The following is a 14,737-nucleotide window of genomic DNA, read 5'->3' as shown; positions in this document are numbered from 1 at the left end:
CGCGCGAGGAAGACCCACCCGACCCTCCCCCACGTCCAACGCCACGATCGCGATCAGCGGCAACGTCAGAAAGGCGACCCGGTCCCCCAACTGCCCGAGCGCGGTGGCGACGAAGAGCCGCCGGAAATCGGGTTCACGGAGCAGACCGAGACGGTCGGGTAAGGGCATGCGCACGACACTTGGGGGCGGGGAGGAAAGGACCGGTCAAGCCAACAGTGCGGGTGGTCAGGGAAGCAAGGATCAGGACGAGTTGTCCCGCAGCCAAGCCAGCCGTTCCGCTGCCGTGCGGGTCAGGGGGTGGTGGGGGCCGAAGACTCGGGTGTAGTCCGTGTGGCAGCGGGTCAGGAGAGTCGCGGCCTCCTCGTGGTCGCCGTTGTCGATCAGGACGTTGGCCAGGTTGTCGCGGGCGTGGAGGGTGTCCGGGTGGGAGTCGCCCTTGTGCTGGGTGGTGAGGGTGAGGACTTCGCGGAGGGTGTGGGCCGCTTCGGCGTAGTGCTCGCGGGCGTGGAGGACGGCGGCGAGGTTGTTGCGGGTGGTGAGGGCGTCGGGGTGGGCCGGGCCCTTGGTGCGCTGCTGGGTGGTGAGGACCGAGCGCATCACCGCCTCCGCCTCGTCCAGGCGGTCCAGCCGGCACAGCGCGGCACCCAGGTTGGCGCGGGCGGCCAGGCCGGTGTCGTCGTCCTGGAGGCCGCGGCGTTCCAGCCTGGCGACGAGGGAACGTAGTTCGCGCTCCGCCTCGGCCCAGTGGCCCGCCTTGACCAGGGCCGCCGCGTGGCTGCTGGTGGCGGAGAGGACCGCCGGGTCGTCCGGGCCGAGCAGGCGCCTGCGGCGTTCCAGCACGTCCCGGCGCAGGGCGGCGGCCTCCGGTTCGCGGCGCAGGTCCTCCAGCACCGCGGCCAGGGAGGACGCGCTGTCCAGGGTGTGCGGGTGGTCCGGGCCGAGGAGCTCGGCGCGGCTGGTCCACACGCTGCGCCACACCTCCTCGGACTTGCCCAACTCGCCCGTGACGTGCATCAGTCCGGCGAGGTCGGCGGCGGTCGTCAGGGTGTCCTCGTGGACGTAGCCGAGGGTCCGGGACTGGGTGTACACCAGGGCCATCAGCCGCTCGCGTGCCTCCTCATGGCGGCCCTCCATGTGGGTCAGCGCGCGGGCGTAGTCGCGGAACGCCCGCAAGGTGTCCGGGTGTTCGGGGCCGAGTCGCTGGTGGGCGGCGTTGGCGCGCATGCCGTAGAACTCGTGCGGGGGCATGCCGACGCGACTGATCTCCTCCTCGGTGCCGTCCTCGTTGAGCATCGTGACGACCAGGTCGGCGGCCGGGGGCAGTTCCGGTTCGGGGATGTCCCGCCGGCCGTCGTCCTCGCGTTTCCTGCGCCATCCGAGGGCCATGTCCGGACCCCCTCCTCTCGTCGTCCGGCTCCGGCGGCTCTATGCCCCGGAGTGCACATGGGCGGCCCACAGGCTGGGGCTGCCGGGGAAGGCCGCCCGGCACTCCTGTACGGCGTGGTGCAGCGCGAGGGCCGCGTCCAACTCCGCCGATGCGGAGAGGGCGCCGCGCATCTCCCGGTACAGGCTCCGCGTCACGCGTACCGCCACCGCGTCGTGCACCGGCCACAGGGTGCCGATCGCGTGCGGGTACCCGGCGATCTGGAAGGCCGAGGTGACGTGGATCGACTCGTCCGCCAGCCGCTCCGAGCCCCGCGCGGTCTCGCAGGCGGACAGTACGGCGAGCCGGGCGTCGGGCAGTTCCAGCCGTGAGATGTGCCGTACCGTCAGTGGGTGCTCCCGGTGGTCGTGCACCAGCAGCCGTGCCCCGGACGGGTCGTCCGGCTCGCTCACCCCGTGGCAGGCGAAGTGGACGTACGGATGGGCGGGCAGTGCCGCCATCACCCCGGCGAACGTGGCACGCGGGCCCGCGATCACCTCGGTCGGCAGCAGCGCGCTCAGCTCCCGCACCTCCCGGCGCACTCCGCCCAGCCTGCGGGCGCCGGGGGCGTCGGGCACGACCACCGCGAGCAGGCGCCCGGCCGGCGGGGGGCCCGCCGCGCGGGCGCGGGCGTACGCCAGGGCGCGGACGGTCGGCGTGTAGGAGGAGACCGCGAGGTCCAGCACCGTACGGGAGGGGTCGCCGTGGTGGCCGGCCGCGTGCAGTGGCAGCGCGGCCAGCGGGCCGCCCGGCGACCACCACAGCCTCGGCCAGACACCGTCCGTCGGTGGGGCGGACAGCCCCAGCGCTCGAAGGACCGGCCCGGTGACGTGGTCCCACGTCCAGGCGAGCACCTCCGCGACCGTCTCCTGCGCGGCCCGCTCCCCGTCCGGTACGGCCGCCTCGGCGAGCGCGCTGTCGAGCCGCCGCGCCTGCGCCTCCACGGCCGGAAGACCGGCGCCCGGCAGCGGGACCGGCAGCACCCGGTCCGCCAGCAGGACCAGCGCGTCGCTGCGGTACGGGCTCGCGTACACCAGGACCACCGGCCCGCGCGCGGCACATGCCCGCACCTCGGCGGTCGTCGGACCGCCCAGGAAACCGCCGAAGCCCGGCAGCGTGCGGATCTCGGCGACCAGCTCCTCCCAGTAGGCCGCGAGCAGGTGCCGTTCGTCGGTGTCCTCCTCCGTGGGGTCCAGCGCGTCGATGAGGTCACGCAGCTCCACGAAGCGTTCGGCGGCGTCCGGATACGCGGCACGCAGCCGCTCCAGCTCGGCGCGGGCCGCGATGGTCTGCCCCAGCAGCACCCCGCGCCCCTGCTCCAGCAGCAGCACCGCGTGGTCGAGCCGGCCCAGGTGCACCGCACACGCGGCGGCGTCCGCGGCGAGCCCCTGCACACTGGTCAGCCCGTGCTCCTGGTCGTCTCGGGTCAGCCGCCTGCCGATGCTGAACGGCAGCAGTGCCAGGGCGAGTTCGAACCCTTCGAGCGCCTGCTCCCAGCGGCCCGCGTCCGCCGCCGCGATGCCCCAGGAGTACGCGGCCCGCACGCGCTGCGCGGCGGGCAGCGCCGTGATCCCGGCGACCTGCCGGTAGGCGTCCTCGGCCGCGAGCAGCACGGCCGGGTCCTCGGTCACCGCGTGCAGGGTACGCAGCGCGGACGCGTACGAATGGAGCCGGTTGGCGGTGGGGGCCGCGCCGGGGGCCGACGCCCATACGGACCGGCCCAGCGTGGTCACCGCCTGGTTCAGCAGCGTCGGGTCCTCGGCCGCGCGGGCGCCCGTGAGCTGGGACAGGCCCAGGTTGTGCAGATAGTCGGCGTGCTCCGAGGTGCCGTAGGCCGTCCGTTCCACGGCCTCGGTCAGCATGGCGACCGACTCCGCCAGATCGGCCGGGTCGCCGCCGGACTCGTACCGCTGGAAGAGTGCGTTGCCGAGGTGGTTCAGCCGCATGGCCCGCTCGGCGCCGCCCGGCGGGGTGCGGGCGAGGACCCGGCGGGCGGCCTCGACGGCCTCGGCGGCGGCGCCCGCGTCACCGGTGCGGTCGTACCAGGTCTGCAGGACCACACCGAGGTTGGCGAGCTGGGTGTCGGAGTCCCTGGCCGTACGGGGGGCGCTCAGCGCGAGCCGGGCCAGGCGGGCCGCCTCGCGCAGGGTTTCCAGGTCACCCGTCTGGTGGTAGCGCTCGCGCAGGGCCAGGGCGAGGTTCGCCACCCGGCCCACGTGTCCCTCCTCCTGCGGCGACGGCTCCGCGACGGCGGCGCGCAGGACGCGTACGGACTCGTCCAGCAGGGCCGCGTCGCCGGTGCGCTCGCCCAGCCGGTGCAGGGCGTTGCCGAGGCTGTTGAGCCGGTGCGGGCGGGCCCGGCTGCCCTCCGGTGTCTCTTGTACGGCCTCGCCGAGCACGGCCACGGCTGCGCGCAGCGGCTCGGTGTCCTCGGTGTGCTCCGCCGCCAGCCGGAGGGCCACGCCCAGGCCGGTGAGGGTGCGAGCCCGGAGGGGATGGCCTCTCGGTGCCGCGGCGAGGGCGGCGTCGTGGACGGCGACCATGGCCTCGATGTCGGCCGGGGCGCCGGTGAGTTCGGCCTTCGTCTGCCAGGCCGTGGCCAGGTGGAGCAGGGCCTGCGGGCGGCGGGGTGACGGGGTGTCCGCGAGGGCCGCGCTCAGCAGGTCGACGGCCTCACGGGCCTGGGCGGGGTCCCGGTGCAGCTCGGCGGTGTGGCGGAGGGTCGCCGCCAGGTTGTTCCGTACGGTCGGCAGCTCCGGGGAGTCCTCGGGCAGCAGGGTCAGGGCCGCCCGGCGCAGTCGCTCCGCCTCCGCGAGGTCGGCGGTGTCGCCCGTCGCCTCGCCGCGCTCGGCCAGCAGGCCGCCGAGGGTGTCGAAGATGAACGGCCGGTTGTCCCAGCCGTGCATGGGCAGCTCGGCGGCACGCCGCAGGGCGAGGATGCCCGCCTCCAGGTCGGCCGGATCGCGGGTGAGTTCATGGCGGTCGGCCAGCATGCGGCCCAGGAGACGGAAGTCCTGCTCGTCCGGGGCGGGGCCCGCCGCGAGCGCCCGTCCCTCGGTGATCGACGCGTCCAGGTCCCGCCGGTCGCGGAACGCCGACCAGCGCATCACCAGGGTGCTGCGCAGTGCCGCACGGCACGCGGTGTGGACAGGACCCTGGGGTGGCGCCGCGCGGAGGGCTTCCCGGCAGATCCCGACCGCGCTGTCCAGCGGACGGCGGTCACCTGTTCGGTTGAACTCTTCGATCAGTACGGCGACTTGGCGGAGCGCGTGCCCAGCGGCTCCGTGCGCGTCCGACATGACCGGCCCCCTGTGTGACGCCATGGGCTCTGAAGTCCCGAGCCCGATTTTACCCAAGTGGTCCGCTCACCGCCCTCGTTATGCTGAGTCGCCGGTCGGCTGGTCCAGGGAGGTACGACGATGAGCGGGCTCGACGACGACGGGGACGACGGCCCGGGCCACGAGCGGCTGGCGGCTCTGTGCCACCGGTTGACCGAGCGGGCACCCGAACTCGGCCCCGAAGGGCGTCGGTTGATCGACCACATCACCACCGAGGTACGCGGCGGGCGCTCACCGGAGGAGCTGGAGGACTCCTTCGACGAGTTGGAGGACCTCCTGCTGGCCGCCGGCTTCACCGCGGGCCTCGGCTCGTACCGCACCGACACGCCGCCCGTCTATCAGCGGTTCCCCGGCGCGGGGCACCCGCTGCTGCACGTACTGGCGTGTCCGGGCGGCGGCTGCGCCCGTGTCGAGGCACCCACGCCCGAGACCCCGGCCCAGTGCCGGATCTTCGGGCGGCCGCTGCGGGAGATCAGGCTGCGCCCGTGACCGCGTTCCTCAACGCGCTCGGGGGCAAGCTGGCCGAACGCTGGGTCGCCCTGCTGGCCGTCCCCGGCCTGGTGTACCTCGTCGCGCTGGCCGCCGCCGTCACCCTCGGCCAGCGGCACTGGCAGGACACCGGGCGGCTGCGCGAGCGCCTCGACGCCCTCGCCGCCGCGCCGGGCGCGCACAGCGTGGGCGTGCTCGCGGTGTGCGCGGTCGCCGTGCTGGCCGGGGCCGCGCTGACGGGCACCGGTGCGCAGGCGGTGGGAGCGCTGGTCGAGCGGGTCTGGCTGACGGGTCCGCGCGGGCCGGTGACCCGGTGGCTGACGGAGCGCCGGTCGCGCAGATGGCGGGCCGCGGACGACGCCTACCGTACGGCCCTGGTCGCGGCCGGGCGGGCCCGGCTGGGCGGTGCGGCCGACGGTGACGCCCTGGTGGCCGAGGCGGAGAGGCTGTACGCCCGGCGCAACGAGGTCTCTCTGGTCGCGCCGCGCCACCCCTTCTGGACCGGAGACCGGGTCACGACCCCGGACCGGCGCGTGTGGCGGGCGTACCGCCTGGACCTGACCGCCGCTTGGCCCCACCTCTGGCTCCTCGCCCCCGACAGCACCCGCGCCGAACTCGGCACCGCTCGGACCGCGTTGAGCGCCGCCGCCCGGCTCACGGCCTGGGGTCTGGCCTACCTGCTGCTGGCCGTGTGGTGGTGGCCCGCCGCGCTGGTCGGCGTGGCCACGGTGGCGACGGGTGCCGTACGCGGCCGTACGGCGGCGGCGTCCTTCGCGGAGCTGGCGGAGGCCCTGGTCGACCTCCAGGGCGCGGATCTGGCCCGCACCCTCGGCCTGCCGTGCGAGGGCCGTCTCACCCCGGCGACGGGGGAGGAGGTGACCCGCCTGCTGAGCAAGCCCGACTGACCCCGCCGGCAGAGGTCACACCGCGGCCAGGGCGGGCGCCTGCGTGATCGGCGGCACCGGGACCTCCCTGGTCCGCACCCAGCGCGCCCCCTCCGGCCCGTAGGCGGCCCGGGGCTCCGGGAACAGCCACAGCAGGGACAGGTACAGCACCGCCGCCACGGCCAGCGACAGCGGCAGGCTGATGTCGACCCCGTTCGCCAGGCCGCCCAGCGGGCCGACGAACTGGCCGGGGATGTCGGTGCAGAGGACGCCCAGGGCCGCCGACACCCACCACGCGGTCATCCCGCGCCAGTTCCAGCCGTGGGTGAACCAGTAACGGCCGCCCCGCTGGCGGCGGTTGAAGACCTGGAGGGCGTCAGGGTCGTACCAGCCGCGGCGGGTGAAGAAGCCGAGGATCATCACCACCATCCACGGCGTGGTGCAGGTGATGATCATCGTGGCGAAGGTGGAGATCGACTGCACCAGGTCCAGGGCGAACCGGCCGACGAAGATGAACGCGATCGACACCACGCCGACCAGCATCGTCGCCCGCACCCGCGACAGCCGGGGGAACACCGAGGAGAAGTCCAGCCCGGTGCCGTACAGCGCGGTCGTGCCCGTGGACATGCCGCCGATGAGGGCCAGCAGGCACACCGGCAGGAAGAACCAGCCCGGGGAGATCGCCAGCAGGCCGCCCACGAAGTCGGGCGCCGTCGGGTCGACGTACTTGGGGGCCTTGGTGGCGATGATGCTCGCCGTCGCCAGGCCGAACACGAACGGCAGCAGGGTGGCGACCTGGGACAGGAACGCGGCGCCGACCACCCGCCGACGCGGGGCGTCCGCCGGGATGTACCGCGACCAGTCGCCGAGGAACGCCCCGAACGACACCGGGTTGGACAGCACGATCAGCGCCGCCCCGATGAAGGACGGCCAGAACATCGCCTGCGTGGCGGCGTCCGCCGAGGCGGTGAACGAGCCTCCGTACGACGGGTCGAAGTCACCGGCGAAGGCGACCGCGCCCAGCAGGAACAACACCGTCGCCGAGGTCACCGCGATCTTGTTGACGAACAGCATGAACCGGAACCCGTACACGCACACCGCGAGCACCAGCCCGGCGAACAGCGCGTACGCGACCACGTACGAGAGCGTGCCGCGCGAGAGGCCGAACAGGCGGTGCGCGCCGCCCACCAGGGCGTCTCCCGAGCTCCACACCGAGATGGAGAAGAACGCCACCGCCGTCAGCAGGGAGAGGAAGGAGCCGACCACGCGGCCGTGCACGCCCAGGTGTGCCGAGGAGGAGACCGCGTTGTTGGTGCCGTTGGCCGGGCCGAACATCGCCATCGGACACAGGATCAGGGCGCCCGCGAGCACCCCGAGCACGGTCGCCGCGAGGCCCTGCCAGAAGGAGAGCCCGAAGAGGATGGGGAACGCGCCCAGTACGGAGGTGGAGAAGGTGTTGGCGCCACCGAATGCGACCCGGAACAGGTCGAACGGGGTCGCGGTGCGTTCCGCGTCCGGGATGCGCTCGACCCCGTAGGGCTCGACCTCGGTGAGCGAGGGCGCCGGGGCGGGGGATTCGGTGTGCGGTGAGGTCAACTGGGGCTCCTGGGACGGGGTCTGCCGACGGTACGGCCGGATCGGCACCTGGAGCCAGGGGATGTTTCATCCATCCGCGGCCGTTTCGGTGGAGGGTTCGCCCACCCGTGCGTCCCGGCGAAACCCGTGCGAACACGAGGAATCGTGAAGGTGTCACGCGCGGATCGTGAAAGCGGCCCCGGCGCGGGGGAGCGGAATGTTTCAGGCCGATTGCTCAGGCGGTGAGTTCCGGCCATCGGGGCGATCCGCGTGTTCGGAAAGCCCGGCGTTGAGGGGTCGACGTGTTCGAATTCCGTGACTTCGCGCCACTGATTCAATACGCAATGTTACTGAAAGTCATGGGTGGGATGTGTGTTCCGGCTGCGGACTCGGCAGAGTGGCGCTCGCCGTCGCGGCGCCCCACCGGGCAATGGGCGGCACACCCTCAAATCGAGCGGAAGGATGCACACCATGCGGAACACCGCGCGCTGGGCCGCGGCCCTCGGCCTCACCGCCGCCGCCGTCTGCGGACCTCTGACCGGTTCCGCCGTAGCCGCGCCTGCCTCCCTGTACGCGCCCTCGGCACTGGTCCTCACCACCGGGCACGGCGACAGCGCGACCACGGTCACCCCGGAGCGCGCCGTCACCCTGAGCTGCGCCCCGACGGCCACCGGCACCCACCCCGCGGCGGCCGCCGCCTGCGCCGAACTGCGCGGAGTCAGCGGCGACTTCACCGCCCTGAAGGCCCGCCCCGACGTGCACTGCACCCGGTTGTACGACCCCGTGGTCGTCACCGTCCAGGGTGTCTGGCAGGGCCAACGGGTCGCCTACGAGCGCACGTTCGGCAACGCTTGCGCGAAGGACGCGCTCGACAGCAGCGTCTTCGCGTTCTAGACCGGGATCGCACGGGCTCCGTGCCGCAGGGTCGGTTTCGCAACTGGGGAGTGCGGCCCCTGGGGCGGAGCGACCGGCGATCCCGTACCGGGAGGGTGAGGCGGAGTGGGGCCGCCGCCTTCCGGACCCACAGCCGCTTCCCGGCCAGGCCCGTGGGGGGCCTCGCCGGGAAGCGGCACATCCAGCCCTACGCCAGTTGCCGTCGCACCAGTTCGTGCAGCCGGCCGCCGGTGTCGGCGAGCAGTTCGGCCGGGGTGCCCTGCTGGATCACCTTGCCGTCCTCCATCACCACCACCCGGTCCGCGTCCATCACGGTGGAAAGCCGGTGGGCGATGACCACCCGGGTGGCGTTCAGCTTGCGGGTGGACTCGATGACCGTGCGCTGAGTGTCGTTGTCCAGGGCGCTGGTCGCCTCGTCGAAGAAGAGGATGCGCGGCCGGCGGATCAACGCCTGCGCGATCATCAGCCGTTGGCGCTGCCCGCCGGAGACCGCGCCGCTCCCGGCGACGATGGTGTGCAGCCCCATCGGCATCCGCTGCACGTCCTCCGCCAGGCCCGCCAGCTCGATGGCCGCCATGACCTCCTCCGGCGTGTACGGCTCGGTGCCGCAGACCACGTCCATGATGGAACCGTTGAACGGCTGCGCGTGCTGGAGCACCACCCCGCACTGCCGCCGCACCGCAGACTGGTCCAGCGCGCCGAGATCCTGGCCGTCGTACAGCACACTGCCGGAGACCGGCTTGTCGAAGCCGATCAGCAGGCGCAGCAGGGTGGACTTGCCGCAGCCGCTCGGGCCGACCACCGCGACGAACTCGCCCGGCCGCACCGCGAAGGACACGTCGTCCAGGACCAGCGGGCCGTCGTCGGAGTACCGGAAGGAGAGCCGCCGGGCCTCCAGCGCGCCGGTCAGCGGGCCCGGCCGGGTGCTGCCCGCCCGCACCTCCGGGGTGGCGTCCAGCACCGGGCGCAGCTCCTCGAACAGCGGCAGCGCCGCCACCGCCGACACGAAGGCGCCGGTCAACTGGGTGACCGAGGTCAGCACCATCGTCACCGCCGTGCTGAAGGTGAGGAACGACGCCGCCGACATCGCGCCCTTCGCCGGGCCCGCCAGCAGCATGAACATCACCAGCGTGCAGATCGGCAGATACACCGCGCCCAGCACGGAGCTGAGGTTCTTGATGCGGCCGACCTTCTGCTGGAGCTCCCGGCTGCGCGCGAACTCCCGGGCCCAGGCGGCGTACGCGTAGTTCTCCGCCGACGCCACCCGCAGCTTGGGCAGGCCGCGCAGGGTCTGGAACGCCTGGTTGTTCAGCTTGTTCCCGAGCGTCACAAGACGCCGCTGCCAGCGCACCTGCCACAGCCCGAGCCCCAGGAAGACGGCGCCGATCACCACGAGCATCCCGATCGCGGCCAGCGCCATCGGCACGCTGTAATAGAGCAGCAGACCGACGTTCATCGCGCCGATCGTCACCGACTGCGCCACCACCGGGCCGACGCCCGCCAGCAGCCGCCGGATCGAGCTGATGCCCATCGCGGCACTCGCCAGCTCGCCGGTGGAGCGTCCGCTGAAGAACCGGGTCGGCAGCCGCAACAGCCGGTCCCAGACAGCCGGTTGGAGCGAGCCCTCGATGCGTCCCTCCAGCCGCAGGATGGTGAGGTTCTCCAGCAGGGTGAACGCCGCCGACACCACCCCGCTGAGCATCACCGCGAGACAGACCTGCGCGATGAGGTTCTCCCGCGCCTGCGGTACGTACTCGCCGAGCACCTTGCCCGTGGCGACGGGCACCAGCGCGCCGATCGCCACCGTGACCAGTCCCGCCAGCAGCAGGTTCAGCAGGTCCTTCCGCGTCCCGCCCAGACTGAACCGGAGCAGGCCCAGCGGGCCGAGCCGCTTCTCGGGCAGCGGCCGGTAGAACATCACCGCACGCGGCTCGAACTCCTCCGCGTTCGCCTTCTCCACCGGCGTCTCCCGGCCGGTCGCCGGCTGTACGGCGACGTAACCGCCCCGGCGCCACAGCAACGCCACCGGCGCACCGGACAGCGCCCGGTGGCCGACCAGCGGGCCCACGTTCTCCCGCCACCAGCGGCCCTCCAGGCGAACCGCCCGGACCCGGACCCGCGAGGCCAGCGCCACCCGCTCCACCGGGTCGAGCCGCTCGCTCTCGCCGATCCCGCGTGCCGGGTCGGCCAGTGTGATCCCGGCCGCCTGCGCGACCAGCTTGCACGCCGCGTACCCGGCGTCCGCGTCGGCCGCGGTGGTCCGCTGCGCCGAGCGCTTGCCGATGGAGGCGAGCAAGGTCTGGTCGGCCTGGGCGCGTACCGCCTCACCGGCCTTGATGCCGGCCGCCGCCCGCGTCTCGTGGGTGCGCTCCAGTTGCTCGATCCAGCGGTCCAGCGCGGTCAGCAGCCGGTACTGCTGGTCGACCAGGCTCTGCCACAGCGCCGGGTCCATCAGCAGGTCGTCCGCCGCCTCCGCGCCGTACATCGAGCCGTACTGCGCGCTGCCGGGCGGCACCTGCATCCAGAACACGTCGTCGTCCGAGGGCGCGACCGACCGGTCCTCGGTGAGCGGCGCCTGGAACAGCACCGACAGGCCGCGGCCGACGCCGAGGGCGAGGGCGTACTCCAGCGGGCTGGAGGAGGGGGGTACGTACTGCGGGTTGCCGTACTCGTCGTAGGACCAGGTCTCGGTGTGCGCGCCCTGGTACAGCTCGCGCAGGTTCACCCGGTGCACCACACAGTCCCGCACCGGGCGGGCCACCAGGGTGTGCTGGGGGCCCGCGACCGGGCCCAGCAGCAGCGCGCCCGCCTCCACCCGGCCCAGGTGGTGCCAGTGGCCCTGCTCGGCGGCGTCCACCGCGAACAGGTCGAGCGCCCCGGCCGCCACCAGCCAGAGCACCTGCGGCCCCTCCAGATCCAGCCGGTTCAGCCCGGCGCAGTCGACCCGCGTACCCAGCGAGCCGAGGGCGCCCAGCACCAGATCACCGTCGTGCGTGGACGTCATCTCACCGCTCCCTGACCAGCGCCGCGTACGCGCCACCGCGCGCCACCAGCTCCTCGTGCCTGCCCCGCTCCACGACCGTGCCGTGCTGGAGCACCACGATCTCGTCGCTGTCGCGGACCGTGGACAGCCGGTGGGCGATCACCACACAGGCGCAGCCGCGCCGGCGCAGGTTGTCCATCACCGTCAGCTCCGTCTCCGCGTCCAGCGCGCTGGTCACCTCGTCCAGCACCAGGATGCTGGGGCGGCGCACCAGCGCCCGCGCGATCTCCAGCCGCTGGCGCTGGCCGCCGGAGAAGTTGCGGCCGTCCTGCTCGACCTTGCTGTGCACCCCGCCCGGCCTGCGCGCCACCACGTCGTACAGCGCCGCGTCCCGCAGCGCCTCCTCCACGGCCTCGTCCGGGATCGAGGGGTCCCACAGCGCCACGTTGTCGCGGACCGAGCCCTCGAAGAGGAACACGTCCTGGTCGACGAAGGACACCGAGGCGGCGAGCGCGCCGCGCGGGATGTCCTCCAGCCTGCGGTCGTCGATCCGGATCACGCCCTCCCACGGCGAGTACAGCCCTGAGATCAGCCGGGACACCGTCGACTTGCCGCTGCCCGAACCACCCACCAGAGCCACCTGCTGACCCGGACCCACCGTGAGGTCGAAGTCGGTCAGCAGCGGCTTGTCCAGCGGGCTGTAGCCGAAGGTGACGCCCTCCAGCTCGACGTGCCCGCGCAGCCTGCGGGTGTCGTCGGCGCCGCCGGGACGCGCGTAGAGCGGGTCGGCCTGGAAGTTCTCCACGTCCTTCAGCCGGGCCACGTCGGCCGCGAAGTCCTGGATGCGGCCCGCCACGCCGTTGAGCCGGGTGAGGGGCGCGGTGAAGCGGGCCACCAGTGCCTGGAACGCCACCAGCAACCCGACCGAGATGTGCCCCTCGACCGCCCTCAGGCCGCCGATCCACAGGATCAGCGCGCTGTTGAAGGTGGCCAGCGTCGGCGCGACCACGCCCAGCCAGGCGCTCGGCACCCCGAGCTTCTGCTGCTCCTCCAGCGTCGCCGCGTGCTGCCCGGCCCACTTGCGGAAGTAGCCGTCCTCGCCGCCGGTCGCCTTCATCGTCTCGATGAGCTGGAGCCCGGTGTACGAGGTGTTCGTCAGCCGCGCGGTGTCCGCCCGCAGCTTCGCGGTACGCGTCGCGCGCAGCCGGATCACCAGCCGCATCGCCACGATGTTCAGCAGCGCCACGCCGATGCCGACGAAGGTCAACTGCGGGTCGTAGGTGTACAGCAGCACCGCGTACAGCACGACCACGATCGCGTCCACGCCCGCCGCCGCGAGGTCGCGGGCCAGGGTCTCGGCGACCTGGTCGTTGGACTGGAGGCGCTGTACCAGGTCGGCGGGGGAGCGCTGGGAGAAGAAGGTGACCGGCAGCCGCAGCAGATGGCGCAGGAAGCGGGCGCTGGACAGGGTGGAGGAGATGATCCGGCCGTGCAGGAGGTTCGTCTGCTGCAGCCAGGTCAGCACCAGGGTCAGCGCCACACAGGTCGCCATCGACGCGAACAGCACGCCGAGCAGCGAGGTCTGGCCGCCGATGAGGAACATGTCGATGTAGGTACGGCTGAGCGCCGGTACCGCCGCGCCCACCGCGACCAGCAGCAGGCTCGCCAGCACCGCCGCGGGCAGGGTGCCCGCCGTGCCGCGCAGCCGGGCGGGCATCGCGCCGAGCACACCGGGCTTGCGGCCGCCCTTGCTGAAGCCGTCGCCCGGCTCCAGCACCAGCACCACACCGGTGAAGCTGCCGTCGAACTCCTCCATGGGCACGAACCGGCGGCCCTTGGCGGGGTCGTTGATGTACACCCCGCGCCGGCCGAAGCGGCGGCCCATGCCGTCGTACACGACGTAGTGGTTGAACTCCCAGAACAGGATGGCCGGGGCGCGCACCTCGGCGAGCGCCGCGAGGTCCATCTGCATGCCCTTGGCGGTCAGCCCGTAACTCCGGGCCGCCTTGAGCAGGTTGCTCGCCCGCGAGCCGTCGCGGGAGACACCGCAGGCGATGCGGAGTTCCTCCAGCGGGACATGGCGGCCGTAGTGGCCGAGCACCATGGCGAGGGAGGCGGCGCCGCACTCGACGGCCTCCATCTGGAGCACGGTGGGCGTACGGACCGTGCCGCCACGGGGTTTGGGCACCGGGCGGCGGGCCGGGGCGACCCGTCTGCGGCCGCGGTTCTCCTGCGCGGTGTCGGTCGGGGCGGTCACGGGAGCAGCCAATCGATCGGGCGCTGGTCGCTCAGATGGACCGCACCGGAGGCCAGGGTCATGGAGTCGAGCCCGAACGGCGGTCCGCCCGCCGACGACCAGCGGTAACCGCTCCTCGCCGAGGCCGACTTGTCGAGCGTGACGAGGACGGCGACCGGACGGCCCTTGGCGGTGAACTGCCGGCCGAGCTGGCTGTCGCCGAGGAACGCGCCGATCGACTGGGCGCTTTGCGCCGTGCGGTCCACCGACTTCACCGTGCCGCGCAGCACGCCGTAGCGCTCGGCAGGTACGGAGGACACGGTCAGGTCCACGGTGGCGTGTGCGGGGATCGAGGCGGCGTTCTCGGCGGGGACGTACACCGTCGCGTAGAGGGGGTCGGAGTCGTGCGCGACCTTCTCCACGGCGGCCACGTCGGCGCCGGTCTGCACGATCTGCCCGATGGTCGCGGCCACCGCGGTGATCCGGCCCGCGGCGACCGTACGGATCACCGAATCGCCCTGCGCGGTACGGACCTTGAGCACGGGGGCATTCTCGGGCAGCCGCTGCCCCTGCTTGGCGAGCACACCGGTGACCTGTCCGGCCACGGGGCTCTGGAGGACGTAACTGCCCTGCCCGTGCGTGAGGATGGCCGGGGCGCTCACGGTGGAGGCGACCGAACCGGTCACCGCCCACACCGAGGCCGCCGCCATCACGACGACGGTGATGCTGAGCACGAGCCACCCCTGCGGGCGTGCCAGCCGCACCGGGAGGTCGAGATCCTCCGGCGACTGGAGCTTGGCGAGGGCCTGTTGGCGGAACTGCACGGAACTTCCCTCACCCGAGGAGAGACGACGGCACGGAAATGTTTCGGGACGCCCGAGAGTCCCGGACCCGCGAGGGGGTCCGGGACTCTCG

General features: G+C 73.1%; 9 protein-coding genes. 3 read left to right on the top strand and 6 right to left on the bottom strand.

Going from position 1 to position 14,737, the window contains the following annotated elements; genetic code table 11:
* Window positions 1-240: 240 nt before the first annotated feature.
* Both OG448_RS01930 and OG448_RS01925 read right to left on the bottom strand, forming a co-directional pair.
* On the bottom strand, window positions 241-1,386 hold the full coding sequence (locus OG448_RS01930; RefSeq protein ID WP_405551022.1) for a tetratricopeptide repeat protein: 1,146 nt from the start codon (window positions 1,384-1,386) through the stop codon (window positions 241-243).
* 39 nt (window positions 1,387-1,425) lie between these two features.
* Window positions 1,426-4,722 carry a CHAT domain-containing protein gene (locus OG448_RS01925; protein WP_405551019.1) on the bottom strand — a complete coding sequence of 1,099 codons (3,297 nt, stop codon included), beginning with the start codon at window positions 4,720-4,722 and terminating at the stop codon, window positions 1,426-1,428.
* 120 nt (window positions 4,723-4,842) lie between these two features.
* Here OG448_RS01925 and OG448_RS01920 point away from each other — a divergent pair, with 120 nt between their 5' ends.
* Entirely contained in the window at window positions 4,843-5,250 is a 408-nt protein-coding gene (locus OG448_RS01920) for a hypothetical protein (RefSeq protein ID WP_405551016.1), read from the top strand.
* Window positions 5,247-6,155, top strand: a complete 909-nt coding sequence (locus OG448_RS01915) for a hypothetical protein (protein ID WP_405551014.1) — start codon at window positions 5,247-5,249, stop codon at window positions 6,153-6,155. Before OG448_RS01920 ends, OG448_RS01915 begins: the two co-directional genes overlap by 4 nt.
* Window positions 6,156-6,170: 15 nt before the next feature.
* Here the strand turns inward: OG448_RS01915 and OG448_RS01910 are convergent, their stop codons facing one another.
* The gene (locus tag OG448_RS01910) at window positions 6,171-7,730 is read right to left on the bottom strand and encodes a purine-cytosine permease family protein (protein WP_405551013.1); all 1,560 of its coding nucleotides are present in this window, start codon (window positions 7,728-7,730) and stop codon (window positions 6,171-6,173) included.
* Window positions 7,731-8,180: 450 nt separating this feature from the next.
* On the opposite strand from OG448_RS01910, the gene OG448_RS01905 reads away from it, so the two are divergent.
* A complete protein-coding gene (locus tag OG448_RS01905; protein WP_391295974.1) occupies window positions 8,181-8,603 on the top strand; it encodes an SSI family serine proteinase inhibitor in 423 nt (140 codons plus the stop codon).
* Window positions 8,604-8,790: 187 nt separating this feature from the next.
* Here the strand turns inward: OG448_RS01905 and OG448_RS01900 are convergent, their stop codons facing one another.
* Genes OG448_RS01900 through OG448_RS01890 form a run of 3 tightly spaced genes read right to left on the bottom strand, consistent with a single transcriptional unit; the run spans window position 8,791 to window position 14,646 of the window.
* Window positions 8,791-11,607, bottom strand: coding sequence for an NHLP bacteriocin export ABC transporter permease/ATPase subunit (locus tag OG448_RS01900; RefSeq protein ID WP_405551011.1), 2,817 nt, complete (start codon window positions 11,605-11,607; stop codon window positions 8,791-8,793).
* A gap of 1 nt (window position 11,608) precedes the next feature.
* Window positions 11,609-13,843: an NHLP family bacteriocin export ABC transporter peptidase/permease/ATPase subunit gene (locus tag OG448_RS01895; protein WP_405551009.1), complete on the bottom strand. Its 2,235-nt coding sequence runs from the start codon at window positions 13,841-13,843 to the stop codon at window positions 11,609-11,611.
* Window positions 13,840-14,646: an HlyD family efflux transporter periplasmic adaptor subunit gene (locus OG448_RS01890; RefSeq protein ID WP_405551007.1), complete on the bottom strand. Its 807-nt coding sequence runs from the start codon at window positions 14,644-14,646 to the stop codon at window positions 13,840-13,842. Before OG448_RS01890 ends, OG448_RS01895 begins: the two co-directional genes overlap by 4 nt.
* Window positions 14,647-14,737: the final 91 nt, after the last annotated feature.

This window comes from Streptomyces sp. NBC_01171, assembly GCF_045039805.1.
Taxonomy (GTDB): Bacteria; Actinomycetota; Actinomycetes; order Streptomycetales; family Streptomycetaceae; genus Streptomyces.
This window is presented reverse-complemented; position numbering and strand designations above follow the sequence as displayed.